Annotated in this window: 22 protein-coding genes; 11 read left to right on the forward strand and 11 right to left on the reverse strand. The window is 74.5% G+C overall.

The annotated features are described in order from the left end of the window. Positions 1-102 precede the first annotated feature (102 nt). Positions 103-1602, reverse strand: a complete 1500-nt coding sequence (locus AB0883_RS08120; protein ID WP_366640479.1) for a hypothetical protein — start codon at positions 1600-1602, stop codon at positions 103-105. Between the two features lie 244 nt (positions 1603-1846). Between AB0883_RS08120 and AB0883_RS08125 the strand changes: the two genes are divergently transcribed. From AB0883_RS08125 to AB0883_RS08140, 4 genes are all read left to right on the forward strand, one after another. Further along, positions 1847-4522 (forward strand): LuxR C-terminal-related transcriptional regulator, encoded by a 2676-nt coding sequence (locus AB0883_RS08125; RefSeq protein WP_366640480.1) that lies wholly within the window; start codon positions 1847-1849, stop codon positions 4520-4522. A 16-nt stretch (positions 4523-4538) separates the two neighbouring features. Continuing rightward, complete coding sequence (locus AB0883_RS08130) at positions 4539-5825, forward strand: nicotinate phosphoribosyltransferase (RefSeq protein WP_366640482.1); 1287 nt, start codon at positions 4539-4541, stop codon at positions 5823-5825. Between the two features lie 11 nt (positions 5826-5836). Next, the gene (locus AB0883_RS08135) at positions 5837-6418 is read left to right on the forward strand and encodes an isochorismatase family protein (protein ID WP_366640483.1); all 582 of its coding nucleotides are present in this window, start codon (positions 5837-5839) and stop codon (positions 6416-6418) included. A gap of 65 nt (positions 6419-6483) precedes the next feature. Further along, positions 6484-7701, forward strand: coding sequence for an MFS transporter (locus AB0883_RS08140; RefSeq protein ID WP_366640484.1), 1218 nt, complete (start codon positions 6484-6486; stop codon positions 7699-7701). A 330-nt stretch (positions 7702-8031) separates the two neighbouring features. Here AB0883_RS08140 and ctaD read toward each other — a convergent pair whose 3' ends face one another. Together ctaD and AB0883_RS08150 are read right to left on the reverse strand one after the other, a co-directional pair. Beyond that, the gene (ctaD, locus tag AB0883_RS08145; RefSeq protein WP_366640486.1) at positions 8032-9792 is read right to left on the reverse strand and encodes a cytochrome c oxidase subunit I; all 1761 of its coding nucleotides are present in this window, start codon (positions 9790-9792) and stop codon (positions 8032-8034) included. 157 nt (positions 9793-9949) lie between these two features. Continuing rightward, complete coding sequence (locus tag AB0883_RS08150) at positions 9950-11059, reverse strand: FAD-dependent monooxygenase (protein WP_366640488.1); 1110 nt, start codon at positions 11057-11059, stop codon at positions 9950-9952. A 304-nt stretch (positions 11060-11363) separates the two neighbouring features. On the opposite strand from AB0883_RS08150, the gene AB0883_RS08155 reads away from it, so the two are divergent. Continuing rightward, on the forward strand, positions 11364-12515 hold the full coding sequence (locus tag AB0883_RS08155) for a cellulose binding domain-containing protein (protein WP_366640490.1): 1152 nt from the start codon (positions 11364-11366) through the stop codon (positions 12513-12515). Positions 12516-12586: 71 nt separating this feature from the next. Here the strand turns inward: AB0883_RS08155 and AB0883_RS08160 are convergent, their stop codons facing one another. The 3 genes from AB0883_RS08160 to AB0883_RS08170 form a co-directional block, all read right to left on the reverse strand. Then, complete coding sequence (locus tag AB0883_RS08160; RefSeq protein ID WP_366640492.1) at positions 12587-13552, reverse strand: N-acetylmuramoyl-L-alanine amidase; 966 nt, start codon at positions 13550-13552, stop codon at positions 12587-12589. Further along, entirely contained in the window at positions 13552-13716 is a 165-nt protein-coding gene (locus AB0883_RS08165) for a hypothetical protein (RefSeq protein ID WP_165947736.1), read from the reverse strand. The genes AB0883_RS08160 and AB0883_RS08165 overlap by 1 nt, the downstream gene beginning before the upstream one ends. Positions 13717-13892: 176 nt before the next feature. Continuing rightward, the gene (locus AB0883_RS08170) at positions 13893-14681 is read right to left on the reverse strand and encodes an aldo/keto reductase (protein ID WP_366640494.1); all 789 of its coding nucleotides are present in this window, start codon (positions 14679-14681) and stop codon (positions 13893-13895) included. 94 nt (positions 14682-14775) lie between these two features. Here AB0883_RS08170 and AB0883_RS08175 point away from each other — a divergent pair, with 94 nt between their 5' ends. Then, positions 14776-15837: a DNA polymerase ligase N-terminal domain-containing protein gene (locus AB0883_RS08175; RefSeq protein WP_366640496.1), complete on the forward strand. Its 1062-nt coding sequence runs from the start codon at positions 14776-14778 to the stop codon at positions 15835-15837. A 16-nt stretch (positions 15838-15853) separates the two neighbouring features. Next, a complete protein-coding gene (locus tag AB0883_RS08180; RefSeq protein ID WP_366640497.1) occupies positions 15854-17047 on the forward strand; it encodes a threonine synthase in 1194 nt (397 codons plus the stop codon). A 26-nt stretch (positions 17048-17073) separates the two neighbouring features. On the opposite strand, the gene AB0883_RS08185 is transcribed toward AB0883_RS08180, so the two are convergent. The 3 genes from AB0883_RS08185 to AB0883_RS08195 all read right to left on the reverse strand — a co-directional run bounded on the left by AB0883_RS08185 (position 17074) and on the right by AB0883_RS08195 (position 20037). Then, positions 17074-18870, reverse strand: coding sequence for a glycoside hydrolase family 15 protein (locus AB0883_RS08185; protein WP_366640499.1), 1797 nt, complete (start codon positions 18868-18870; stop codon positions 17074-17076). A 45-nt stretch (positions 18871-18915) separates the two neighbouring features. Next, positions 18916-19308 (reverse strand): cupin domain-containing protein, encoded by a 393-nt coding sequence (locus AB0883_RS08190; RefSeq protein ID WP_121399025.1) that lies wholly within the window; start codon positions 19306-19308, stop codon positions 18916-18918. A 243-nt stretch (positions 19309-19551) separates the two neighbouring features. Further along, the gene (locus AB0883_RS08195) at positions 19552-20037 is read right to left on the reverse strand and encodes a septum formation initiator (RefSeq protein ID WP_366640501.1); all 486 of its coding nucleotides are present in this window, start codon (positions 20035-20037) and stop codon (positions 19552-19554) included. 102 nt (positions 20038-20139) lie between these two features. Here AB0883_RS08195 and AB0883_RS08200 point away from each other — a divergent pair, with 102 nt between their 5' ends. The 4 genes from AB0883_RS08200 to AB0883_RS08215 all read left to right on the forward strand — a co-directional run bounded on the left by AB0883_RS08200 (position 20140) and on the right by AB0883_RS08215 (position 23999). Then, entirely contained in the window at positions 20140-20835 is a 696-nt protein-coding gene (locus AB0883_RS08200) for a response regulator transcription factor (protein ID WP_366640503.1), read from the forward strand. Beyond that, positions 20832-22109, forward strand: a complete 1278-nt coding sequence (locus tag AB0883_RS08205) for a HAMP domain-containing sensor histidine kinase (protein ID WP_366640505.1) — start codon at positions 20832-20834, stop codon at positions 22107-22109. Before AB0883_RS08200 ends, AB0883_RS08205 begins: the two co-directional genes overlap by 4 nt. A 114-nt stretch (positions 22110-22223) precedes the next feature. Beyond that, complete coding sequence (locus tag AB0883_RS08210) at positions 22224-22748, forward strand: PepSY domain-containing protein (RefSeq protein ID WP_366640507.1); 525 nt, start codon at positions 22224-22226, stop codon at positions 22746-22748. Between the two features lie 147 nt (positions 22749-22895). Continuing rightward, positions 22896-23999 carry a hypothetical protein gene (locus tag AB0883_RS08215; RefSeq protein WP_366640509.1) on the forward strand — a complete coding sequence of 368 codons (1104 nt, stop codon included), beginning with the start codon at positions 22896-22898 and terminating at the stop codon, positions 23997-23999. Between the two features lie 43 nt (positions 24000-24042). On the opposite strand, the gene AB0883_RS08220 is transcribed toward AB0883_RS08215, so the two are convergent. Together AB0883_RS08220 and AB0883_RS08225 are read right to left on the reverse strand one after the other, a co-directional pair. Continuing rightward, the gene (locus AB0883_RS08220; protein WP_366640510.1) at positions 24043-24324 is read right to left on the reverse strand and encodes an adhesin; all 282 of its coding nucleotides are present in this window, start codon (positions 24322-24324) and stop codon (positions 24043-24045) included. Positions 24325-24505: 181 nt separating this feature from the next. Continuing rightward, the gene (locus AB0883_RS08225) at positions 24506-25579 is read right to left on the reverse strand and encodes an NAD(P)-binding domain-containing protein (RefSeq protein WP_366640511.1); all 1074 of its coding nucleotides are present in this window, start codon (positions 25577-25579) and stop codon (positions 24506-24508) included. Positions 25580-25606: the final 27 nt, after the last annotated feature.

Genomic DNA, 25606 nt, shown 5'->3' on the forward strand with positions numbered 1-25606 from the left:
CCGGCCCGGCGCGGATCGCCGCGTCCGGCCTGGTCAAGGGCATCGGCGGTGGCGAGCGGCGGCCTCGGCGCGGTGCCGACGCCGCGGGCGACCGGATCGCCCTCAGGCGAGCAGGATGCCGTGGTCGACAGCATCGGAGAGCACCCCGTCCAGCGAGAGGCGGACCACCTCGAACCGCCGGGACACCTCCCGGGACAGTTCCAGTTCGACCTCGCGCAGCGCGCGCTGCGCCCAGGCTCGGGCGGCGTTGGCATCGTGGTTGCCGGGGCTGCGCCAGTGCTGCCAGCAGCCGCCCGAGAGGGCCACGGCCACCGGCGGGAGCACCTCCACGCGCGCCACGCCCGGGTAGCTCGCCAGTGTGTCGGTCGCGCCGGCCCCCGTCAGCCCCGCCACGCCGCCGGTGCTGGTGACGAGCAGCACGCGGTCCAGCTCGTGCTCGCCCCGGTGCTCCGTCAGGCCCCAGCGCACGGGGGCGTAGAGGCGCCGCCGGACGCCCGCCGGCAGCGGCGCGCCGAAGACCCGCCCGGCGGCCTCGTCCAGGAGCCCGCGCACCGCCTCGTCGCACTGGGCGGTGGCCAGCAGCGACAGCGCCTCCATCTCCCGGTCGAGCAGCTGCGGCAGGCCGGCGCAGCCGACCCCGAAGACGATCTCCTGCACCACGCGGAGGTGGATGTTCGCCACCTCCAGGGCGAGGTGCTGGCGGATGCGCCGGGAGGACGACCGGGCCTGCCGGTCGAGCTGCTCCGACCAGCCGCCCGGGTCGGCCACCACCGGCACCCGGCCGTGCGCCCCGGGCAGCACCGGCGGTTCGGCGCTCGCCCGTCGCAGCCCCTCGTCGGCGGCCCAGCCGACCAGGGCCCGGCGCAGGTCCGCCCCGTCAGCCGCGGCGTCGAGCGGGAACCAGCGGGCGTCGGCGAGCCCGGGAACGGCGGCCAGCAGGGCCGCCCGGTGCGCCTCGACGGTGACCGCGACCGGATCCACCGGCGCCTGAGCCGACCCGACGGACGCCCCCGTGCCCTCCGTCGTCGCCGCGCCCTCCGGCACCGGGGCCCAGCCGCCCGCGCCCGGGGTGACCGCGAAGGCGACCTTGACGCCGGCGCGGGCCAGGTCGGCGAGCAGGTGGAGTTCGACCGCGGTGAAGGCCTGGTCGGCGGCGATCACGAAGAGCACCGCCCCGGACCGGCCAGCCGCGTCGAGCAGCAGCTGACCGCCGGCCACCCCGAGGGTGCCGGTGTCCGGCGTGTCGACGAGGCTGAAGTGCCGCAGCAGGGGCTCGGGCAGGCTCAGCTCGACCCGGCGCGGCGGGCGCGCGAGCGCCGGCCCGGCGGCCAGCCGGTCGGCCCCGTAGGAGTGGGGCTGGCGGTAGCCGGGCACGTAGGCGGCCCGCGTCGGCACCTGGGAGTGGCGCACCACGAGCCAACTGCCGGCGGGCACGGCGAGCATGGCCGGATCGAGCTGGAGCAGGCGGGCGAGCACCTCGCGCCGCCCCGCGCCGGCCGGGCCGACGCCAATCACGGCCAGCGGCTCCTCCGGGCGGGGCTCGGTCACCCCGAGCCGGACGGGCAGCCGGTCCCGACGGGGCAGCTCTGCGGCTCCGGCCATGTCGTCGGGCCTGTCGACGGCAGGGAGAGGACCGGGCTTCATCGAAAGCGGCCTCCCGTGGCAGGCGACCGGCAGCGGCCGGCCGCATGGAATCGTCCGGTGGCGGCACCCGGATGCCGGAAGAGTACGGGCGACCAGGCCCCCGGACCGAACACTTCGAATACTCAGGGGTAACCACGAGATTACTCAACTTCGGTGCGTGACGGTATGCACGCGGACGGATTCCGGTCGATATGCTGCCCCGATGAGTCGGTGGGGGTTCGTCGGCCGAACGGATGAGCTCAACCGTCTGCTGTCGGCGGTGACCGGCACGGAGGGGCGGGGCATCTTCTTCAGCGGCGACGCGGGCATCGGCAAGAGCCGCCTGCTGCGCGAGGGGATGGCGGCCCTCCCCCGCGACGGGTACGCCGTCTGGTCGATCGCGGCCAGCGCCACCACCGCGGCGCTCCCCTTCGGCGGCCTCGTCCAGGTGCTCCCGACCGAGCAGCCGCAGGGCCTCTCCCCCGCCGGCATCCTGCGCTGGGCGGTGGACGTGCTGCAACAGCAGGCGGCCGGCCGCCGGATCGTGCTCGCGGTCGACGACGCGCACCTGCTCGACCCGCCGTCGGCGGCGCTGGTGCACCTGGTGGCCCGGTCCGACAACGCCACGGTCGTCGGCACGTCGCGCGACGGCGAGCAGCTCCCGCTGCCGATCCGGGCCCTGTGGACCGACGGCCTGGTCGACCACGTCGAGCTGAAGCCGCTGCCGCCGGCCGAGACCACGCGGCTGCTCTCCGGGATCCTGGAGGGACCGGTCGACGCCACCTCCGCCGACCGGCTGGGCCGGCTCTCCGAGGGCAACCCGCTGCTGCTGCGCGAGCTGGTGTTCGCCGCCGACCGCGGGGAGCTGACCCGCACGTACGGGATCTGGAAGTGGACCGGCCGGCTGGAGCTGGCTCCCAACCTGACCGACCTGATCGACGTCCGGATCGGCCAGCTCACGCCGGACGTACGCGGGGTGGTGGAGCTGGTCGCCTTCGGCGAACCGCTCGGCCTGCACCTGCTCAACCAGGCCGCCGACCCGGTGGACGTGGAGACCGCCGAGGAACGCGGGCTGATCGCCGTGGAACACGACGACCGCCGGGCGAACGTGCGGCTGGCCCACCCGCTCTACGGCGAGGTGATGCGCCGCCGCTGCCCCGTCAGCCGGACGCGACGGTTGCAGGCCCGCCTCGCCGAGCTGCTGGAGCTGGCCGGCAAGCGACGCCGCGACGACCTGCTCCGGGTGGCCGTCTGGCGGCTCGACTCGGGCACCGCGCAGGATCCGGCCCTGCTGCTCGACGCGGCCCGGCAGGCGTTCGCCCGCTACGACGTACCGCTGGCGACCCGGCTGGCCCGCGCGGCGCTCGACGCGGGCGGCGGCTTCGACGCGGCGGAGCTGCTGGCCACCATCCTGATGTTCGCCGACCGGCCGGACGAGGCGATCGGGGTGCTCGACGCGGTCTCGGGCGACATCGAGGGCGACCGGCGGCTGAGCCGCTGGCTGACGGTGCGGGGCATGGTCAGCTACTGGGGCCTGAGCCGGGAGTCCACCGTGGAGGAGATCGCCGCCCGCAGGTCGACCCTCACGGACTCCGCCGACCAGGCCCGGGTGCTGGCCTTCGAGGGCATCATGCGGCTGCACCGGCTGGACACCGGCATCGCGTTGCGGCTCGGGCAGACGGTGCTGGACCGGCCGGCCGCGAGCGTTGCCGCCCGGGAGCTGGCCCGCAGCACCATCGCCCACCTTCAGGCCGCGCAGGGGCAGCTGCGCCGCAGCGCCACCGCGATCAACCAGGTGCAGGCCGAGGCGGGTCGGTGGCGGGCGGACATGCCGTACCTGCAACTGGCCTTGGAGCTGGCCCGGGGGACCCGGCTGGCGCTCGCCGGCGACCTGGCCGGCATCGACGCGATCGTGGCCGACGAGTTCGCCGACCTGGCCGGGGCCGGCGACTTCCGGCTCGGCACCGGCTACCTGGCCGTCCTCCAGGCGTACGCGGCCCGGCTGCGCGGCCAGAGCGACGCGGCGCTGCGGACCAGCCTCGGCGCCTGCGCGGTGCTCGCCACCAGCCGGGTCTACGCGGGACTGGCCCAGGCCGAGCGGGCCCAGGCGGCGGCGCTGCGGGGCGACGCCGCGCAGGCGGCCGAGGCGATGGCGGAGGCCGACCGCACCCACGCCCCGGGCATGGCCGTGCTGTACCCGTGGCTGGAGCAGGCCCGGGGCGCGGTGCTCGCCGCCGGTGGCGACGTGTCCGGCGCCGTCAAGCACCTGACCGGGCTGGCCGACCGGCTGCGCGCGGACGGCTTCGCCGGCCACGAGGTGCACGTGCTGCACGACCTGGTCCGGCTGGACCAGGCGACGGCGCCGCTCGGCCCGACCTGCTCCGACGGCAGCCGGCGCACCGTCGCGCAGCGGCTCACCGAGCTGTCCGAACGGGTCGACGGGCTGCTGCCCCCGCTGCTCGCCCGGCACGCCCGGGCCGCCGCGGGCGGCTCCGCCGACGAACTGCTGGCGGTCGCCGACAGCTTCGACGCGCTCGACCTGGCCGTCTACGCGGCGGAGGCTACCGCCACCGCCCTGGACCGGCTGCGCCGGCGGCGGTCCCCGGCGGCGGCCACGGCCCGGGAACGCCTCGCCGCGCTGCTCGGCCGCTGCGACCTGATCCGTACCCCGGCGTTGCAGGCCGGCTCCCCGGCGCTGAGCGAACGCGAGTGGCAGGTGGCGCGCCTCGCCGCCGACGGGGTGACCAGCCGGGCCATCGCCGAGCGGCTCTTCCTCTCCGCCCGCACGGTGGAGAACCACCTGCAGCGCATCTACGGCAAGCTCGGCGTCGCCGGGCGGGCGGAGCTACGGGCCGCCCTGCGGGCGATCCCGGGCCACGAGGGCGGCGAGAGCGGGTGAACCCTAGGCTGGGGAGGTGAGCACCCTTCGCCCCGCGCTGCTGACCGACCACTACGAGCTGACCATGGTCAGTGCCGCCCTGCGCGACGGCACCGCCGACCGCCGCTGCGTCTTCGAGGTGTTCAGCCGCCGGCTGCCCGCCGGCCGGCGCTACGGCGTGGTCGCCGGCACCGGCCGGCTGATCGAGCTGATCCGCGACTTCCGCTTCGACGCCGACGAGGTCGACTTCCTGCGGCGCACCGGGGTGGTCGACGAGCAGGCCGCCGCCTGGCTGCGTGACTACCGCTTCACGGGCGACGTCGAGGGCTACGCCGAGGGCGAGCTGTTCTTCCCCAACTCGCCGATCCTCACCGTCTCCGGCGGCTTCGCCGAGTGCGTGGTGCTGGAGACGCTCATCCTCTCCGTGCTCAACCACGACAGCGCCGTCGCCGCCGCCGCCGCGCGGATGGTCACCGCCGCCCGCGGGCGGACCCTGATCGAGATGGGCTCCCGGCGCGCGCACGAGGAGGCGGCGGTGGCCGCGGCGCGGGCCGCGTACCTGGCCGGGTTCCGGTTCACCTCCAACCTCGCCGCCGGGCGGCGCTACGGCATCCCGACCGCCGGCACGGCCGCGCACGCGTTCACGCTGCTGCATGAGGACGAGCGGGCCGCGTTCGCCTCGCAGGTCGCCACGCTGGGCAAGGACACCACGCTGCTGGTCGACACGTACGACATCAGCCAGGGCATCCGCAACGCGATCGCGGTGGCCGGGCCCGACCTGCGGGCGGTACGGATCGACTCGGGCGACCTGGCGGTGATCGCGCAGCAGTCCCGCGAGCTGCTCGACTCGCTGGGCGCCACCGAGACCAAGATCATCGTCTCCGGCGACCTCGACGAGCACGCCATCGCCTCGCTCGCCGCCGAGCCGGTCGACATGTACGGCGCGGGCACCGCCGTGGTCACCGGTTCCGGCGCGCCCACCGCCGGGCTGGTCTACAAGCTCGTCGAGGTCGAGGGCCGCCCGGTGGTCAAGCGCTCCGAGCACAAGGCCACCATCGGCGGCCGGAAGGTGGCCGTACGCCGGCACAAGCCGACCGGCACCGCCACCGAGGAGATCGTCGTGCCGCAGGGCGTGCCCGACCCCCGGCCCAACGACCGGCTGCTCCAGCACTCGTTCCTGGCCGGCGGCGAGCCGGTCGAGCGGCCGAGTCTGGACGAGTCGCGGGAGCACCTGCGGCAGTGCCTGATCTCCATCCCCTGGGAGGGGCTGAAGCTCTCCGCCGGCGACCCGGCCATCCCGGTCACGGTCGTCCCGGCCGACTGAAAGGAGCACCAGTGGGCAACGCACTGATCATCGTGGACGTGCAGAACGACTTCTGCGAGGGCGGCTCGCTGGCCGTGGGCGGCGGGGCCGGCGTGGCGGCCGGGATCACCCGGCTGCTCGCCGCCGAGCCGGACCGCTGGGACCACGTGGTCGCGACGAAGGACTACCACGTCGACCCGGGCGCCCACTTCGGCGACCCGCCGGACTTCGTGGACTCCTGGCCGCGGCACTGCGTGGTGGGCACCCCCGGCTCGGAGTTCCACCCGGAGCTGGCCACCGACCGGATCGAGGCGGTCTTCCACAAGGGCGAGCACGCCGCCGCGTACTCGGGCTTCGAGGGGCACGCCGACGACGGCGAGTGCCTGGCCGACTGGCTGCGCCGGCACGGCGTGGACCGGGTCGACGTGGTGGGGATCGCCACCGACCACTGCGTACGGGCGACCGCCCTGGACGCCGCCCGGGAGGGCTTCGCCACCACCGTCCTGCTGGACCTCACCGCCGCCGTCGCCCCGCCCACCACGGACGTCGCGCTGCGGGCGATGGACGGTGCCGGGGTGACCCTGCGCGGGGAGCCTGTGATCAGGGCCGCATGAGGCCGTAATTCGTTGGCGGTGTCGTACCTCCCGGCCGAGGATGTCCGGCGGAGGTACGCACCGACATGAACATGAAGCCTTACCGTGAGGCCCTCGCCCTGCCCGGCCTCCGGTCGCTGCTGCTGGTGTCGGTGCTCGCCCGCGTCCCGCTCACCGCCACCGGGGTGACCCTGACGTTCTACGTCGTGCTCGACCTCGGGCGCGGCTACGGAGCGGCCGGGCTCGTCGGCGCGGCGATCACCGTGGGCGCCGCGATCGGCGGCCCGTTGCTCGGCCGTCTGGTCGACCGGCGCGGCCTGCGGCCGGTGCTCGTGCTGACCGGGATCGCCGAGGCCGTCTTCTGGTCCACCGCGCCGATGCTGCCGTACCCGGTGCTGCTGCCCGCCGCCTTCCTGGCCGGGTCGCTCGCCCTGCCGATCTTCTCGGTGGTCCGGCAGTCCATCGCCGCGATGGTGCCGCCGGAGCGGCGCCGCCCCGCGTACGCGCTGGACTCGATGGCGGTGGAGCTGTCGTTCATGGTCGGCCCCGCGCTGGCCGTGGCGGCGGTCACCGCCATCTCCGCGCGGACCACGCTCTACCTCGTGGGCGCCGGCATCGTCGCCGCCGGCGTCGCGTTCTGGGTGCTCGACCCGCCCACCCGGGGCGGCAACGAGCCGACCGGGCCGCAGCCGAGGGTGCCCCGCCGGTCGTGGCTCACCCCGCGCCTGCTCGCCGTGCTGGCGGTCAGCGCCGCCGGCACGCTGGTGCTCGGCGGCACCGACGTGGCCGTGGTCGCCGTGCTGCGGGAGAGCGGCGACGTCGGGTGGACGGGCGCCGTCCTCGCCGTCTGGGCGGTCGCGTCGCTGGTCGGCGGCTTCGCGTACGGGGCGGTCACCCGCTCCTTCTCGCCGCTGGTCCTGATGGCCGCGCTCAGCCTCTGCACCATCCCGGTCGGGCTGGGCGGGGCGCACTGGTGGCTGCTCTGCCTGGCACTGCTCCCCGCCGGGGCGCTCTGCGCGCCGACCATCGCGGCCACCTCGGACGCGGTCAGCCGGCTGGTCCCCGCCTCCGTACGCGGCGAGGCCATGGGCCTGCACGGCTCGGCGGTCACGGTCGGCATCGCGGTCGGCGCGCCCCTCGCGGGCGCCGTCATCGACGCCTCCGCGCCGGCCTGGGGATTCGCGGTCACCGGGGCGGTCGGGGCGCTGGTGGCGCTGGCCGTGCTCCCGATCGAGCTGCGCCGTCGCCGTACCGCCGCCACCCTCCCGCCCACCCCCGAACTCGTCCCGGCCCCCGCCACCTGACCGACCGCCCCGACCCGGCGCGCCTCTGGCCCGGCGCTTCTGACCCGGTTTTCCGTCAACCGATCATGAGGTCCGCGCTCAGGCTACGGCTGGGTCGCGCTGCCCCGGAGCGGCGCGGCGCAGAGCCGCGCCGCACAGAGTCGCGCCGCGCGGAGCCGCGCTGGACACGGTGGGGCTGGGCAAGGGGCGACGGGTGGGCGGCAGCGGAGGTCAGGGCGGCCCCGGTCCGGATCGTCGGCGCCGGGTTCCGCTGCGGCGGGGCGTACTTCTCGTAACGCCGACGGGCGCCGCCCCGGGTGGGGTGGCGCCCGTCGTACGTGGTGCGGAGCGTCAGCGTCGGTCGACGTCGCTCGCGGTGTCCTCGCGGTAGCTGGCGCCGCCGTCGGACTCGCTGGTCAGCGGCTTGGCGCCGCCCTCCGGCGGGCCGGCCAGGCTCTGGCCGCCGGCCGCCAGCTCGGGGAACTTGAGGTCGAACGCCGGCCGCTCGGAGCGGATCCGCGGCATCCGGTCGAAGTTCCGCAGCGGGGGCGGGGAGCTGGTCGCCCACTCCAGCGAGTTGCCGTGACCCCACGGGTCGTCGACCTCGACCACCGGGCCGGCCTTGTACGACTTCCAGCAGTTCCAGATGAACGGCAGGGTCGAGATGCCGGTGATGAACGCGCCGATGGTGGAGACCATGTTCAGCGTCGTGAAGCCGTCGCCGGGCAGGTAGTCGGCGTACCGGCGCGGCATGCCCTCGTTGCCCAGCCAGTGCTGCACCAGGAACGTGGTGTGGAAGCCGATCATGGTCAGCCAGAAGTGCACCTTGCCCAGCCGCTCGTCGAGCATCCGGCCGAACATCTTCGGGAACCAGAAGTAGATGCCGGCGAAGACGGCGAACACGATCGTGCCGAAGAGCACGTAGTGGAAGTGGGCCACCACGAAGTACGAGTCGTGCAGGTGGAAGTCGATCGGCGGGCTGGCCAGCAGCACGCCGGTGAGACCACCGAAGAGGAAGGTGACCAGGAAGCCGATCGAGAAGAGCATCGGCGTCTCGAAGCTGATCTGGCCGCGCCACATCGTGCCGATCCAGTTGAAGAACTTCATACCGGTCGGCACGGCGATCAGGTAGCTCAGGAAGCTGAAGAACGGCAGCAGCACCTGGCCGGTGGAGAACATGTGGTGCGCCCAGACGCTCATCGACAGGCCGGCGATGGCGATGGTCGCGGCGACCAGGCCCTTGTAGCCGAAGATCGGCTTACGGGAGAAGACCGGGATGATCTCGGAGATGATGCCGAAGAACGGCAGCGCGATGATGTACACCTCGGGGTGGCCGAAGAACCAGAAGAGGTGCTGGTAGAGCATCGGCCCGCCGGTCGCGGGGTCGTAGACGTGGGCGCCCAGGAGCCGGTCGGCGGCCAGCGCCATCAGCGCGGCGGCCAGCAGCGGGAAGACCAGGATCACCAGGAGACCGGTGACCAGGATGTTCCAGGTGAAGATCGGCATCCGGAACATCGTCATGCCGGGCGCGCGCAGGGTCAGGATCGTGGTGATCACGTTGACCGCACCCAGGATCGAGCCCAGACCCGAGATGACCAGGCCGACGACCCACAGGTTCGCGCCCACGCCGGGCGAGTGCTCGACGGAGCTCAGCGGCGCGTAGGCGGTCCACCCGAAGTCGGCCGCGCCACCCGGGGTGAGGAAGCCGACCATGGTCATCGAGCCGCCGAAGAGGAACAGCCAGTAGGCGAAGCTGTTCAGCCGGGGGAACGCCACGTCGGGCGCGCCGATCTGCAGCGGCACCACGTAGTTCGCGAAGGCGAACACGATCGGCGTCGCGAAGAACAGCAGCATGATCGTGCCGTGCATGGTGAACAGCTGGTTGTACTGCTCGGGCGACAGGAACTGCAGCCCGGGCCGGGCCAACTCAGCCCGCATGATCAGGGCCATCAGGCCACCGATCATGAAGAACGCGAACGCGGTGACCATGTACATGATCCCGATCTGCTTCGCGTCCGTGGTACGCAGCAGCCGCGCGATGGCCGACCCCTTGACCGGCGCTCGGACCGGCCAGGGCCGGGTCACGACCGGCTTGGGTGCGACGGTGGTCACGAGTGGCCTCCGGTTCTGGGTTGTCCCGCTCGGCACGCGCTGGTTATCTGCGGGCCGTCATCCGCAAGGAGGATAGTCCCCGGCAGGTGGCTGCGCCGCGTGGGGTGGTCGGGTAGCCTGCGCGACCCCGGCGCGCGGGGCCCTCGACCGCCGGCCGCTACAGCGGGCCGAGCAGCAGCCGGTAGTGCTCGCCGAAGATCCGGTCGCCGCGCCCGCGCAGCAGCGGGTCGCGCAGCGCCGGCGGCACGTCCCGGGTCCGGTTGCGGTCCCGGGTCCGGTCCCGCACCCATCGCGTACGCGGGCGACGACGACTCTCGTACGCCGCCAGTGCCGCCTCGACGTCGCCGCCGGCCGCGTGGAGGGACTCGGCGAGCACCACGGCGTCCTCCAGCGCCATCGCCGCGCCCTGGGACAGCGTCGGCGCGGTGGCGTGCGCGGCGTCCCCGACGAGCAGCACCCGCCCCCGCGACCAGCAGCCCAGCTCCACCTCCTCGGTGACCCCGACGTGCACCCGGTCCAGCGCCTCCAGCACGGCCGGCACCGGTCCGCCGTAGTCGCCGAAGAGCTCGCGCAGCCGGGCCGCCGGGTCGGCCGGCGCAGCGGTACCGGCCTCGTCGGCGTAGCAGTGCAGCCGCCCGGCGCCGATCGGCACGACCAGGAAGCCGGCGCGCTGGCCGAGCAGGGCGGTCCACTCGGTGACCGGGGGTCCGTCGCGCACCACGGCGCGGTAGACGACCTGGCCGGCTCCTCGGGGCGGACCGCCGAGCGCGGCCAGCGCCCGGATCGAGGAGCGCGGCCCGTCGGCGCCGACGACGAGGTCGTACTCGGCGGCGGTGCCGTCGACGAAGGTGACGCCGACGGAGTGCGGCAGCAGGTCGACGCCGCGTACCTCGGTGCCGTGCCGGACGGCGCCGCCCGCGCCGGTGAGCAGCACCCGGTGCAGTTCCGTCCGGGGCAGCGCCCGGCACTCGCCGACCCCGGACCAGAGCGCGTCGAGGTCCACCTCGCAGAGCGGCGCCCCGGTCGCGTCGAGGAACCGCTGCCGGTGGATGACGTGCCCGAGCGGGCGTACGGGCCCGTGGAGGTCGAGCCGGCACAGCGCCCGGGCCGCGTTGCCGGGCAGGAAGAGACCGGTCTCGGTGTTCTCGCCCGGGGGCAGCCTCTCGGTGACGTCGGGGCGGTAGCCCGCCATCCGCAGCGCCCGGGCCACGGCCAGGCCGGCGATGCCCGCGCCGACGACGAGGATGCGCAGGGGAGAGCCACCCATGGTGGTGTACGCCTCCGGAGGGGTTCGGCACGCGTTGGAGGCAAGACACTACTCGGCGCAATCGGCACACACCAGAGTCAATCGTCCCAGACGAAACATTCCTCGGCGGCTGTCGCCGCTGCTTCGGTGGATCACCTGCCCGCCGACCGGTCCGGGCGTGACAAACCTCACTTACCTCTCCAATACCCCAGGCCCGTTGCGCTGTGGTTTCAGAGATGTAAATGTGTCGAAGAAGTTGTGGGAGCGCTCCCGCGTCCACCGCCCGACTCCGTCCGGCGTTCCGCGCCGAAGCCGAAGGAGCATCATGAAACGTCCACTCCGGGCCCTCGCGGCAGCCGCGCTGCTCGCCACCGGCTCGATCGTCGCCGTGGCCCTCGGCGGCACCGCCAGCGCCGACACGCAGATCTGCGAGCAGTACGGCTCCACCACCATCCAGGGCCGCTACGTGGTGCAGAACAACCGCTGGGGCACCACCGCCCAGCAGTGCATCAACGTCACCGACAGCGGCTTCGAGATCACCACCCAGAACGGCAGCAACCCGACCAACGGCGCGCCCACCGCGTACCCGTCAATCTTCCTCGGCTGCCACTACACCAACTGCTCCCCCGGCACCAACCTGCCGATCCAGGTCAGCCAGATCAGCAGCGCCACGAGCAACATCGCCTACCGGTACGTCAGCAACGCGATCTACAACGCCTCGTACGACATCTGGCTGGACCCCTCGCCGAAGCGCGACGGGGTGAACCAGATGGAGATCATGATCTGGCTCAACCGGCAGGGGCCGATCCAGCCCATCGGCTCCCCGGTCGGCACCGCCACCATCGACGGGCGCAGCTGGGAGGTGTGGCGGGGCAGCAACGGCTCGAACAACGTCATCTCGTACCTGGCGCCGTCGGCGATCAGCAGCGCCAACCTCAACCTGCTGGCGTTCATCAACGACACCCGCAACCGGGGCGCGATCACCAACTCCTGGTACCTGACCAGCATCCAGGCCGGCTTCGAGCCGTGGCAGGGCGGCGCCGGGCTGGCCGTGACCTCGTTCAGCGCCGCGGTCAACGGCGGCGGCAACCCGACCACCCCGCCGCCCACCACCCCGCCGCCGACGACTCCCCCGCCGACCACCCCGCCGCCGGGCGGCTCGGGCTGCGCGGTGAAGTACACGCCGAACTCCTGGAGCAACGGCTTCACCGCCGACGTACAGATCACCAACACCGGGTCGAGCACGGTCAACGGCTGGACGCTGGCCTACAACCTGCCCGCCGGGCAGCAGGTGACCAGCGCGTGGAACGCCACGGTCAGCCAGAGCGGGTCGGCGGTGACCGCGCGGAACATCAGCTGGAACGGTTCGCTCGCCCCGGGCGGCACGGCCAGCTTCGGCTACCAGGGCACGCTGAGCGGCGCGTACGCGTCACCGACGAGCTTCGCCCTCAACGGAGTGGCCTGCACGCGCTCCTGAGACGCCGGACGCGACGTCCGCCGGGCCACCCCGGTGCCCGGCGGACGTCGCGCGTGAGAGGGCCGGCCGGATCAGACCCGGGTGAGCCGGACGGCGTCGGCGATGACGAGGCCGGGGGCCGAGCTCCACCGGCTGACCGCGACCCGGTTGGCGTCCCCGGCCGGCAACGTGAAGGTGCCGAGGGTGCGCCACTGTCCACCGGTGATCCGCTGGTCGACGATGATCGTCCGGTTCCCGGTGGTGGTGGACACGATGTACGGCGTGGCGGAGTTGTAGCCGCTGACGGCCGGCCACCACGCGTCGACCCGGTAGTTCGCGGTCGTCGGGACGTTGAACTTGTACCAGGCGGCGTCGCTGGCGGCGACCGGGTCCGCGAAGCGGTAGTCGGTCCCGTAGCGCTGGGCGGAGTACGCCGAGGTGCCCCAGTTGGCGCTGGCGGTGAAGCGCCCGGCGGTGGAGTTGTCCACCACCGCGCTCCACGGGGTGCCGCCGCCCGCCATCTTCGCGGCGACGTCGGCGCGCATCGTGTTCAGGTCGATGAAGGACGGGTCGATCTTGCCCGTGGTGCTCGTCTCGCGATGGCCCCGGGCGTAGCTGGCGTCCCTGCCCAGCCGCTTGAGCACGGCGGCCGTGGCGGCGATCGACGCGTTGTACTGCGCCGCCGTCATCTCCTGGTTGACGCCGTTGTAGTCGATCTCCCAGCCGATCATCAGCGTGTTGCCGTCGCCGGCGGGGATCGGCCCGCTGCCCCGGCTGACGCCCGCGTGGTTGCAGCGCCCGGCGGAGATGACGTGGAAGACGCCGTGGTAGTCGACCAGCGCCTGGCACAGCGGGCCGGGCAGGTCGGACCGGCCGTTGATGCAGATGTTGAGCGCCGGGTGCGGGTTGCTGGCGCTGGAGGTGGCGGCGGTGTGGTGCCAGAGCACGCCGATCGGGTTGAAGTCGCCTGGGCGCATCCGGTTGACCCAGTCGCCGTGGGTCACGACCTGGACGCCCGCCCCCCGCAGGACGTCCACCAGCCAGGGAATGGTGGCCATCAGGACTCCCCGAGCAGGTCGGCGAGGCACTCGGCCTTCGGCGCGGCGAGCGGCGCGGCGCTCGCCGTGGCGGGCTTGGCGGCTACGGCCACCGCGGTGGCCACCAGGGCCGACATGCCCAGCACCCCGCGTCGGGGGAGGCGGGCGGGTCGTGACGCGTTCATGGCGCTCCTTCAGACAAGGGCGGAGGGGTTCCGACTCATCGATGAACTGGTGACGCGCACGGTATATCGTCACGAGCATCTATGTCGATACCCTTCATCGCCCCTATTCAGGCTGAAGGAATTTGGCAACAACGGACCCCGGACCGGGGCTCGGTCCGGGTGCCGGAAGGGGTCCGTCAGGGGTTGCCGAGGGCGTCGATGTCGCGCATCTCCTCGGCGGTCAGCGAGAAGCGGAAGATGTCGGCGTTGACGCGGATCCGCTCCGGGGTCACCGACTTGGGGATGACCACGATCTCGTGGTCGACGTGCCAGCGGAGCACCACCTGGGCCGGGGAGACGTCGTGCGCGGCGGCGATGCGGGTCAGCACGGGATCTGCGAGGTCGCTGGTCTTGAACGGGCTGTAACCCTCCAGCACCACTCCCCGGTCCCGGTGCTCCTTGTGCCGCTGCCGGTCGTACAGCGAGGGGCTCCACCGGATCTGGTTGACGGCCGGGTTCTCCTCGGTCGCCTGGATCAGCTCGTCGATCTGGCCGGTGCTGTAGTTGCTCACCCCCACCGCGCGCGCGAGCCCCTCGTCCCGGGCGGCGAGCATCTCGCGCCAGACGGGGATGCTGTCCCCGGGGTTCGCCGGCGGCCAGTGGACCAGCCACAGGTCGACGTGGTCGGTGCCGAGCGCGGTCAGGCTGGCCTCGATCGTCTCCCGCTCCCGTCCGACCCGGTCCGGCGGCAGCTTGGTGGTGACGAAGACGTCCTCGCGGCGCAGCCCGCTCTCCCGGACCGCCCGGCCGACCTCCTCCTCGTTGCCGTACATCGTGGCGGTGTCGACGTGCCGGTAGCCGGCGTCGAGCGCGGCGAGCACCGCGTCGTACCCGGCCTGGCCGGTGGCCTGCCAGGTACCGAAGCCGAGCAGGGGCATCCGCACCTCGCCCGGGAGCGCGACGGTGGGCTGGTCCTCGTGGTCCATGCCGCGGTCTTACCCCCGATGACCCACGACATGCCCGCCGAACCGGACACGCGGGCGGCCGGCGGGCCGGCGCGGATTGCCGGAGAATGCGGATGTGGCTGACCCGCTGGAGGAGTACCGGCGCAGACGGGACGCGGCGCGCACCCCCGAGCCGGTGCCGAAGCGCCCCCCGGGGAGGAAGCGGCCCGCCGACGGCACGGCCCGGTTCGTCATCCAGCAGCACCACGCCCGGAGCCTGCACTGGGACCTGCGCCTGGAGCACGAGGGGGTGCTGGCCTCCTGGGCGGTGCCGCGCGGGCTGCCCCGCGACACCGGTCGCAATCACCTCGCCGTGCACACCGAGGACCACCCGATGGAATACCTCGACTTCCACGGCGAGATCCCGGCCGGCGAGTACGGCGGCGGGAAGATGACCGTCCACGACCGGGGCACCTACCGGTGCGAGAAGTGGCGCGACGACGAGGTGGTCGTGGTGCTCGACGGCGAGCGCACTTCGGGGCGGTACGTCCTCTTCGCCACCGGCGGCAGGAGCGGGCGGGACTGGATGGTCCGGCGCACCGACCCGCCCCCGGAGGGCTGGACGAGCATGCCGGAGCTGGTCCGCCCGATGCACCCCACCCGCGCGACCAGGCTGCCCGGGGACGAGGCCCAGTGGGGCTACGAGCTGCGCTGGGACGGGGTGCGCGCGGTCGCGTACGTCTCGGGTGGTCGGCTGCGGCTGCTCGCGGAGGACGACGATGACGTCTCCGGGACGTACCCCTGGCTGCGGGAGCTGGCCGAGGATCTGGCGCCCACGGAGGCCGTGCTGGACGGCGTCCTGGTCCGCATCGACCGCGCCGGCCGGGTCCGCCCGGCGCGCGGCGGACGCCGGACCCCCGACGCCCAGTACCTGATCTTCGATCTGCTCTGGATGGAGGGCGTGACCAGCCTCGACCTGCCGTACGCGCAGCGCCGGGAGCTGCTCGACGGTCTGGCGCTCGCCGGCCCGCACTGGCAGACTCCGCCGTGGTTCCCCGGTGCCGGCCGGGAGGCGCTGCGGACCGGCCGGGAGCAGGGGCTGCCCGGGGTGGTGGCGAAGCGCCTGGACTCGGTCTACGAGCCGGGCGGGCGCAGCCGGCGCTGGCTGAGCATCGACGCCGGCCGAGACACGAGCTGAGACGGCGAGGAGCATCGTGTACCTGACGCACCTGGAGTGCCCGCGCTGCGGGCGGGAGCACGACGCCGGCAAGCTGGCCAACCTCTGCGACTGCGGATCCCCGCTGCTGGCCCGCTACGACCTGGCGGCGGTGGCGAAGGTGCTCACCCCGGAACGCTTCCCCCTGCGCCCGGCCGACCTGTGGCGCTACCGCGAGCTGCTGCCGGTGGCCGACCCCCGGCACGAGACCACGCTGGGCGAGGGCTGGACGCCGCTGCTGCGCACCCCGACCTACGGCGCGGAGATCGGCATCGCGGACCTGATGGTCAAGGACGAGGGGCTGACCCCCACCGGCTCGTTCAAGGCGCGCGGCGCGGCGGTGGGCGTCAGCCGGGCCCGCGAGCTGGGCGTGACGCGGATCGCCATGCCCACCAACGGCAACGCGGGCGCGGCCTGGGCCACCTACGCCGCGCGCGCCGGGCTGGGCGCGACCATCGTCATGCCGCTGGACGCCCCGGCCATCTGCCGGCGCGAGTGTGTGGCCGCCGGGGCCGACCTGCGCCTGGTCGACGGGCTGATCAGCGACGCCGGGCGGCACGTCGCGGGGCTCGTCGCCGGCTCCGGCGGCGCGATCTTCGACGCCGGCACGCTGCGGGAGCCGTACCGGCTCGAGGGCAAGAAGACGATGGGGTACGAGATCGTCGAGCAGCTCGGCTGGCAGGTGCCCGACGTGATCATCTATCCCACCGGCGGCGGGGTCGGCCTGATCGGCATCCAAAAGGCGCTGCACGAGCTGCGCGAGCTGGGCTGGATCGAGGACAAGCTGCCCCGCCTGGTCGCGGTGCAGTCGACGGGCTGCGCGCCGATCGTCCGCGCCTTCGCCGCCGGTGAACAGCGGGCGCGGCCCTGGGCCGACGCGCACACCGTGGCGTTCGGCATCACCGTGCCGGCCCCGCTCGGCGACGAGCTGATCCTCGACGCGCTGCGCGCCAGCGCCGGCACCGCGATCGCCGTCGACGACGCCGAGATCCTGGCCGACCTGAAGGACTTCGCCGCCCGCGAGGGGCTGCTGCTCTGCCCGGAGGGGGCCGCCTGCCTGACCGCCGCCCGGCACCTGCGCGCCGGCGGCTGGATCCGGGCCGGCGAACGCGTGGTGGTGCTCAACACCGGGGCCGGCGTCAAGTACCCGGAAACGGTGGACGTCACCGACGTGCCGGTGCTGCCCGCCTGACCCGGCGGCCCCTCCCCGCACCACCGTCAGTCCGTGCTGGGGTCGGTCAGCCGCCAGGCGGCGCTGACCAGGCCGATGTGCGACAGCGCCTGCGGGGTGTTGCCGAGCTGCGCGCCGGAGCGCGGGTCGATCTGCTCGCTGAACAGGCCGACGTCGTTGGCGTGCCCGAGCAGCCGCTCGAAGAGCGCCTCGGCCCGGCCCAGCTCACCGGTCATGACCAGGCACTCCACCAACCAGAACGAGCAGGGCAGGAAGCCCGCCGGGTCGGTCTCCCAGCGACGGACGAGCCCGTCGCCGGCACCCAGCCCGCGCTCGACCGCCTCGATGGTGGCGCGCATCCGCGGGTCGGTCGCCGGCAGGAACCCCACCAGCGGCAACAGCAGCACGGAGGCGTCCAGCTCCGGCGAGCCGAACGCGCCGCCGAACGCGCCGGTCCGCTCGTGCCAGCCCTCGCGCAGCACGGCGGCCCGGATCTCGTCGCGGATCCTCGCCCACCGCCGGGGGTCGGCCCGGTCGCCGAGCCGGGGCGCGAGCCGCACCGCCCGGTCCAGCGCCACCCAGCAGAGCACCTTCGACGTGAGGTAGTGCCGGTCGGTGTCCCGGGTCTCCCAGATGCCCCGGTCGGGCAGGTGCCAGGTGGCGGCCACCTGCTCGGCCAGGCCGAGCAGCATCTCGCGCAGTTCCGTGTCGAACGCCTCCCCCAGGTGGTCGCGCAGTTGCCAGACCGCCGAGACCACCTCGCCCGGCACGTCGAGCTGACGCTGCCGCCAGGCGTCGTTGCCGACCCGTACCGGCCGGCTGCCGCCGTAGCCGCGCAGGTGGGCGCACTCGTGCTCGGAGACGTCCCGCTCCCCCTCCAGGCCGAAGAGCACCGGCACGGGGTCGGGGCCGACCCGGCCGATCGAGCGGGCCGCCCAGGCGAAGAGCCGGGACGCCTCGGACGGGCAGGCGGCCACCCAGAGAGCGCGCAGCGTCATGGCGAAGTCGCGCAGCCACGAGTAGCGGTAGTCGTAGTTGCGGTCGCCGCCGATCCGCTCCGGCAGCGACGTGGTGAGGGCCGCGACCACCGCGCCGCTGCGGGCGTACGTGAGGCCGGTGAGCACGGTCGCGCTGTGCCGGACCTGCTCCGGGTAGCGGCCGTCGTAGTGGTGCGACTCGCGGTAGGCCTGCCAGGCCTGCACCGTCTCGGCGAGCGCGACGACCGGCTCCAGCCGGGCCGGCGCCGTCCCGTACGCCTGCCCGTACGCCACGTCGAAGCCGACCACCTGCCCGGCGCAGACCTCGAACTCCTGCCGGACCCGGTCCCGGTCGACGTGCGGCGGGATCCCACCGGTGTGCAGGGTCAGCACCACCGGGCCGGCCGCGGCCAGCACCCCGCCGTCGGCCTGCTCGTGCAGGTACGGGGTGAGCAGGCCGTACTCCGGACGGGGGCGGAAGTCGAGCGACATCCGCACCCGCCCGGTCAGTCCCTCCACGACCCGTAGCAGCACCGCCGGGGAGTTCATCCCCAGCTGGTGGCCACGGGCGCCGAACTCGGCGGCGAGCGCGTCGGTGACCGCGACGCTCCCCTCCGGCGTGTGGTGCACGGTGCGCAGCACCAGCGTGTCGGCCACGTACGCCCGCTCGACCCGGTGCCCGGGAAGCCCGGCGGCGGTGGGCGCCAGCCGCCAGTGGCCGGCCTCGGTGTCGAGGAGGCGGCCGAAGACCGACGGGGAGTCGAACCGGTCCGGGCACCACCAGTCGATCGAGCCGTCCCGACCGACCAGGGCGCCCGAACGGCAGTCGGAGAGGAACCCGTAGTCGGAGATCGCCAGTTGGTCCACCCGCTGCGGGTACCCCGTTCCGGCCGCCTCAGGCGGCGCCGACGGTCAGGAGGTGGGCGGCTCGTCCTCGCCGGCGGCCTCGGCGGCGTCGGCCTCCTCCTTGGTCCGGTGCACCGCCTGGTCGGCGTGCTCGGGCGGCCCGTAGACCGTGTAGAGCACCAGCGGGTTGGGGCCGGTGTTGACGAAGTTGTGCTTCGTGCCGGCCGGCACCACCACCAGGTCGCCCTGCACGACCTCGCGCTTCTCCCCCGCCACCTGGGCCTCGCCCGTACCGCTGACGAAGGTCAGGATCTGGTCGATGTCCTCGTGGACCTCCTCGCCGATCTCGCCACCCGGCGGGATCGTCATGATCACCAGCTGGGTGTGCTCACCGGTCCACAGCACCCGCCGGAAATCCGGGCTCTTCTCGGCGACGGTCGCGATAGTGAAATGCTCCATGCCGACGCACATACCCGCTGCGGCCCGACGCCACGCCGGGACTCGCAGATGGTGGAATTCGCCACTCGTGCAGGGTTTCGATTGCCGGTGGGCGGGGATCGAGTGAGTAGCCGGCGCACGGTGGCCGGTCGAGCCAGGTCCCCGCCGGCGTACCGCCGTACGGCTGCGGTGGTGGGAGACGGCCAGAGCGCGGCGACGTTCCGATCCCCGGGATCCGAACGGCGCCGCGCGCTCGTTCCCGGCTCAGTCGTCGTCCTCGACCGCCACCGGCTCCAGGCCCACGCAACGCAGCTTCAGCTCGACCTCCCCGGACGGGCCGGCGAAGGCGACCTCCACGTCGTCGTCCGGCCCCCGCTCCGCGTCCGCGACCCGGTAGCCCTGGGCGGGCGTCCAGGAGACCAGCCGCACCCCGCCCGGCCCGCACTCGGCCACCGCGCTGCCGCCCGTCGTGGCGAAGGCCCGACGTGCTCCCACGGGGGCCGAGCCGGTCGCTCCCGGCGACGGCGGCCCGCCGGTCCCGCTCGCCGACGGCGACGACGGCCCGCCGACTCCGGGGGCGGTGGGCCCGGGCGAGGCCAGGGCACGCTCGATCTCCTCCTGGCTGAGCACTCCGCCGGGGGTACCGGCGATGCTCTCCCCCACCCACCGGATCGCGGCCACCCCGATCAGGGTGGCGACCACGGCGGTGGCCAGCCACCCGGCGACGGCGAGGAACGAACGGCGACGCATCCCCCGAGTCTTCCCGATCCGAGGTTGGGACGAGCCCCGCACGAGGCTAAGGGAGGGTTAACGTCCGGGCCGGCGCGTCGGCTGGCGGCTAGCCTGCCACCTGTGGCCCGCCTGCTGCTCATCGAGGACGACCTGACGATCCGTACGCCGCTGCTGCGGGCACTGCGCGAACGGGGGCACGCGGTGGCCGCCGCCTCGACGGCGATGACCGGCCTGCGCGACGCGCTGGACGACCGGCCCGACCTGGTGGTGCTGGACCTGGGACTGCCCGACCTGGACGGCCGCGAGCTGCTGCGGATGCTCCGCGCGGTCAGCGCCGTGCCGGTCATCGTCGCCACCGCCCGCGACGACGAGACCGAGATCGTCCGGGTGCTCGACGCCGGGGCGGACGACTACGTGGTGAAGCCGTTCACGGCCGCGCAGCTCGACGCGCGGATCCGGGCGGTGCTCCGTCGCGGGGCCGGCTCCGCCCCGGAGGAGGACCCGGCGCTGGTGGTGGGCGGGCTGCGGGTCGACCCGCGGTCGCGGCAGGTCACCCTGGACGGTGCGCCCGTCGAGCTGACCCCGCGCGAGTTCGACCTGCTGCACCACCTCGCGGGCCGGCCCGGCCAGGTGGTCACCAAGCGGGAGCTGCTCGCCGAGGTGTGGCGGGTGCCGTACGGCGGCGCCGACAAGACCGTGGACGTGCACCTGTCCTGGCTGCGGCGCAAGCTCGGGGAGAGCGCGCAGGCGCCCCGCTACCTGCACACCGTACGGGGCGTCGGGGTCCGGCTCGAAGCGCCGGGGAGCGCCGGATGAGGGCCCGGCTGGCGCTGCTGGTCGCCGCGGTCAGCGTGCTCACATTGGTCGCCTTCCTGGTGCCGCTGGCGCTGCTGGTGCGTACCGTCGCGGCCGACCGGGCCACCGTGCGGGCCACGGCCGACGCGCAGAGCCTCGTCACCGTCGTCGGTACCGCCGACACCGCGACGATCCGGCTGACCGTCGACCAGCTGGCCACGGAGTCCGCGCGGCCGGTCACGGTGTTCCTGCCCGACGACACGGTCCTCGGCGCCCCCGCCCCGCGTACGGCCGCCGTGGCGCTGGCCGCCCGGGGTCAGAGCCTCACCGCCGAGTCCGGGCGGGGGCGGGAGGTGGTGATCGCGGTGCAGGGCCGGCCGGACGGCACCGCCGTGATCCGGACGGTGGTCCCGCCCGCCGAGCTGACCGCCGGGGTGAACCGGTCCTGGCTGGCCCTGGCCCTGCTCGGCGTGCTGCTGGTGCTGATCGGGCTGGCTGTCGCCGACCGGCTGGCCCGCACCCTCGTCCGGCCGATCGGTGAGCTTTCCGCGGTGTCGCACCGGCTGGCGAACGCGGAGCTGGCCGCGCGCGTCACGCCCGCCGGGCCGCGCGAGCTGCGTGAGGTGGCCGGCGCCCTCAACCACCTCGCCGGCCGGATCCAGGTGCTGCTGGTGCAGGAGCGGGAGGAGGTCGCCGACCTCTCGCACCGCCTGCGCACCCCGCTGACGGCGCTGCGCCTGGAGGCCGAGTCGCTGCGCGACCCGGAGGACGCGGCCCGGGTGACCGCGGCCGTGGACGGGCTGGAGCGGGCGGTGACCGGCCTGATCCGACAGGCCCGGTGGCGGGTGCCGACGGCCGGGGCGGCCAGCGCCGACGCGGCGGCCGTGGTGGCCGAGCGGGTGGCGTTCTGGTCGGTGCTGGCCGAGGACACCGGGCGGGCCGTGACGCTCGACCTGGCACCGGGACCGCTGCCGGTGGGCGTGCCCGCCGACGAGCTGGCGGCGGCCGTGGACGCCCTGCTCGGCAACGTCTTCGCGCACACCCCGGACGGCACCGCGTTCGCCGTCCGGCTGGTGGCGGCGGAGGCGGGCCGGGCGGCGCTGACCGTGGCGGACGAGGGGCCGGGGATGCCGCCCGGCACTATCGACCGGGGCGCGAGCACCGCCGGCTCGACCGGCCTGGGCCTGGACATCGCCCGCCGCGCCGCCCAGTCCAGCGGTGGCCGCCTCACCCTGCACACCGCGCCCTCCGGTGGCGCCGAGGTACGCCTCGAACTCGGCCCGCCCCCGTCCTGACCCGCCCTCCGGCCGCGCCCGGACAGGCTTAACCCGGCCTTAGCGTTCGGGCAGCGTGGCGCTATCCGGACCGGCGCGATCCTGGGAACCAGCAACCGAGGAAGGGTGAACGAGATGAAGCGCAAGTCCCTGATGCTGGCGTCGCTCGGCGGCGCGGCCGTGCTGGTCGTGACCGGCGCGACCTTCGGCGTCGCGGCGGCCGACAACGGCACGGCCCGGGCGACCACCCTGGCCGCCGCCACCACCGCCCCGACGGCCCCGGCCACGCCGGGCGCCCCGAGCGGCACCGGGAGCAGCGCCCCGGCGACGAGCGGCGCGCCGACCACCGGCGGCACCCCGGCCCCGTCGGGCAGTGGTGCGCCGGCCACCGGCGACGACGCGGTGACCGAGCAGCGGGCCGGCGAGATCGCGCTGGCCCGGGCGGGCGGCGGCAAGATCGTCGAGGTCGAGCGCGAGGACGAGGACGGCCGCGCCGTGTGGAGCGTCGAGATCGTGGCCGGGCAGACCGAGCACGAGATCGACGTCGACCGGGGCGACGGCACGGTGGTCAAGGCCGAGCAGGAGCCGGTTGACGACGATGACGACGACCGGGACGACGACGATGACGACAACTCGGACGACGACGGCGACGACGACTGATCCGTTGCCGGTACCGCCGCCGTCCCGCCGTGTGCGGGGCGGCGGCGTCGTCGTTGCGGGCACGCGGGACGGCGGCGACACCGTTGCCGGCCGCGGGACGGGCCGGTCGGCCCTGTGACCGACACCGATGTCTGGCTACATTGGGGTATGGTGCCCGCCCACCGGGGCCGGGCGGCGGAACCGGTCTACCGCCCCATCCTCGCCAACCGGCGGGGTGAGCTGGAGGCGCTCGGTCATCTCGACGACGTCGTCGCCCCCCTGCTCGCCCCGGTCCTCCAGGTGTCCGCCCTCGACCGCTTCACGCTGGACGTGCTCCGTCGGCTGCCCGACGGCCTGCTCACGGCCGTCGACGTCACCGACCTGCCCGACGCGCCGGAGGCCGAACTGGTCCGCTGGGGCGTACCGCTGGTGCCGGTGATCGGGCTCGCGGACAGTGACCGGCGCCTGGTGGCGCACGGTGCCGCGGCCCGGGCCCACGCCCAGCGGGCGGTCGTCCGGCTGCGGGTCGGCCACGACCGGGCCGGCCCGGACGCGGCCACGGCGGCGGCGGAGCGGGTCTGGCGGTTCACCGGCCTGGTGCCCGAGCAGTGCGACCTGCTCATCGACGCGGGCGACGTGTGCTGCCGGGCCGACGTGCGGGTGGCCGAGCCCCGGGTCCGCCGGCTGCTGGAGTGGGCCCGCCGGCACGCCTGGTGCTCCGTGAGCGTGGCGGCGGGCGGGATGCCCCCGGCGGTGTCCGCCCTGCCCACCGACGAACCGGTGCGCCTCGACCGCTGGGACTGGCAGCTCTGGCAGCGGCTGGCCGACCTCGGCGTCGGGTACGGCGACTACGGCGTCGGCACCGCGGTGCCCGGTGCCGACCGGTCGGGCGACCGGCTGCCCACCGTCCGCTACACCACCGACGGCGCCTGGTGGGTGTACCGCTGGTCGCGGCGGGGCGGACGCGGCGACGACCGGTTCGCGGACCTGTGCCGCACCGTCGTCTCGGCGCCGCACTGGCCGGCCACGGGCGCGGCCTTCTCCTGGGGTGACCACGAGATCCTGCGGCGCGCCCGCCGGGGCGCCGGCGCCGGGTCCGCCAGCAACTGGGCGGCGTGGAGCACGTCGCACCACCTGGCGCACGTGCTGGCCGCGCTGCCGCAGCCGGGGCGGGAGTCCCGGCCGGGGCCGTGGCGCTCCGATCAGGCGCCGCCGGAGCGGGGCCGACCCGCCCGAGGGCACCGCAACGGGGAGACCCGCCGGGCCGGCTGAGCGCCTCCCCGCCGGGCACCGGTGGGGAGGCGGTGCCCCGCCCTCACTGCTTCTCGGTGAACCCGAACTGCACGATGCCCTCGTCGTCGACGCTCGCGTCCACCGACGCGTCGCCGAGCAGCTCGGCGGCGTCGGAGTCCAGGAAGATGCGGGCGCCCTGGTTGTCGACCACGTGGTCGCCCTCGGCCGGTTCGGCGACCAGTTCGACGGTGAGCGAGCCCGCGTCGGTGTCGGCGGCGATCCGCACTCCGCCGTCCTCGGCGACGTCCTGCTGGTTGGCGAGGTCGCGGATGACCAGCACGGCGTTGTCGGTCATGGTGAGCATGGCGGGACTCCTCGTGGATTCTCGGATTCGCGGTGCGGGACCGGGCTTCGGCCCGCGGGCGAGCACACGTGGGAGGCGACGGATGGGCGACACGCACATCGCCGTCGCGCTTCGGGGCAGCTCAGGGCCCCTCCACGGCCTACGGTGCCCCCTGCCGGGGGATCCGTCAAATAGAGCGGGGTCAGTGCACGGCGCCGGCCGGGGCGAGTCGGGCGCGGATGTCGCGTACCGCCGCGCGGCCCGCCCGGTTGGCGCCGATCGTGCTCGCCGACGGGCCGTACCCGATCAGGTGAATGCGCTCGTCGGCGACCACGCGGGTGCCGTCCATCGTGATACCGCCGCCCGGCGCGCGCAGGCGCAACGGCGCGAGATGGTCCAGCGCGGCCCGGAAGCCGGTGCACCACAGGATCACGTCCGCGGGCACGAACCGCCCGTCGTCCCAGGCCACCCCGTCGGGCGTCATCCGGTCGAAGACGGGTAACCGGTCGAGCACGCCGCGCTCGCGCAGCCGGCGCAGTTCCGGCGTGAGCGGCAGCCCGGTCACCCCGACCACGCTGGCCGGCGGCCGGCCCGCGCGTACCGCCGCGTCGACCAGGGCCACCGCCGCGCGCCCCCGCTCGGGGGTGAACTCCTCGTCGCGGAAGTCGGGCGGGCGCCGGGTCACCCAGGTGGTGCCGGCGGCCACGGTCGAGACCTCGGCGAGCAGTTGGACGGCCGACGTCCCGCCGCCAACCACCACGACCCGCCGGCCGGCGAACTCCGCCGGTCCCCGGTAGTCGGCCGTGTGCAGTTGCCGGCCCCGGAAGGTCGACCGGCCGGGGTAGTGCGGCCAGAACGGCCGCGTCCAGGTGCCGGTGGCGTTGACCAGGGCACGGGTGGTCCAGGAACCGTGGTCGGTGTGCACGGCCAGCCGGCCGTCGGGCCGGTCGCGCACCTCCCGGACCCGCACCGGGCGCCGCACCGGCAGGTCGAACTCCCGCTCGTACGCGGCGAAGTAGGCGCTGACCACCTCGGCCGCCGGCCGGTCGGGCCCGGCCACCGGGAAGGGCAGGCCGGGCAGGTCGTGGAAGCCGTGCACCCGGTCGAGCCGCAGCGTGGGCCAGCGGTGCCGCCACGCCCCGCCCGGCCCGTCGCCCCCGTCGAGGATCACGAAGCCGTCCCCGGGGGTGAACCCGGCGCGACCCAGGTGGTGGCCGGCGGAGAGGCCGGCCTGCCCGGCCCCGATCACCAGCACGTCGACGGAGCGCTCGTCCATGCCGGGTACAACACCGGCGGGCCCGCC

This window comes from Micromonospora sp. NPDC047812 (assembly GCF_040704175.1).
In the GTDB taxonomy this organism is placed as follows: Bacteria; Actinomycetota; Actinomycetes; order Mycobacteriales; family Micromonosporaceae; genus Micromonospora.

What these genes read in the sequence shown, in the direction of transcription:
- AB0883_RS08120 (WP_366640479.1), bottom strand. Translation starts at nt 1,602, where the DNA reads ATGGCCGGAGCCGCAGAGCTGCCCCGTCGGGACCGGCTGCCCGTCCGG.
- AB0883_RS08125 (WP_366640480.1), top strand. Translation starts at nt 1,847, where the DNA reads ATGAGTCGGTGGGGGTTCGTCGGCCGAACGGATGAGCTCAACCGTCTG.
- AB0883_RS08140 (WP_366640484.1), top strand. Translation starts at nt 6,484, where the DNA reads ATGAACATGAAGCCTTACCGTGAGGCCCTCGCCCTGCCCGGCCTCCGG.
- AB0883_RS08150 (WP_366640488.1), bottom strand. Translation starts at nt 11,059, where the DNA reads ATGGGTGGCTCTCCCCTGCGCATCCTCGTCGTCGGCGCGGGCATCGCC.
- AB0883_RS08155 (WP_366640490.1), top strand. Translation starts at nt 11,364, where the DNA reads ATGAAACGTCCACTCCGGGCCCTCGCGGCAGCCGCGCTGCTCGCCACC.
- AB0883_RS08160 (WP_366640492.1), bottom strand. Translation starts at nt 13,552, where the DNA reads ATGGCCACCATTCCCTGGCTGGTGGACGTCCTGCGGGGGGCGGGCGTC.
- AB0883_RS08165 (WP_165947736.1), bottom strand. Translation starts at nt 13,716, where the DNA reads ATGAACGCGTCACGACCCGCCCGCCTCCCCCGACGCGGGGTGCTGGGC.
- AB0883_RS08170 (WP_366640494.1), bottom strand. Translation starts at nt 14,681, where the DNA reads ATGGACCACGAGGACCAGCCCACCGTCGCGCTCCCGGGCGAGGTGCGG.
- AB0883_RS08190 (WP_121399025.1), bottom strand. Translation starts at nt 19,308, where the DNA reads ATGGAGCATTTCACTATCGCGACCGTCGCCGAGAAGAGCCCGGATTTC.
- AB0883_RS08195 (WP_366640501.1), bottom strand. Translation starts at nt 20,037, where the DNA reads ATGCGTCGCCGTTCGTTCCTCGCCGTCGCCGGGTGGCTGGCCACCGCC.
- AB0883_RS08205 (WP_366640505.1), top strand. Translation starts at nt 20,832, where the DNA reads ATGAGGGCCCGGCTGGCGCTGCTGGTCGCCGCGGTCAGCGTGCTCACA.
- AB0883_RS08210 (WP_366640507.1), top strand. Translation starts at nt 22,224, where the DNA reads ATGAAGCGCAAGTCCCTGATGCTGGCGTCGCTCGGCGGCGCGGCCGTG.
- AB0883_RS08215 (WP_366640509.1), top strand. Translation starts at nt 22,896, where the DNA reads ATGGTGCCCGCCCACCGGGGCCGGGCGGCGGAACCGGTCTACCGCCCC.
- AB0883_RS08220 (WP_366640510.1), bottom strand. Translation starts at nt 24,324, where the DNA reads ATGCTCACCATGACCGACAACGCCGTGCTGGTCATCCGCGACCTCGCC.
- AB0883_RS08225 (WP_366640511.1), bottom strand. Translation starts at nt 25,579, where the DNA reads ATGGACGAGCGCTCCGTCGACGTGCTGGTGATCGGGGCCGGGCAGGCC.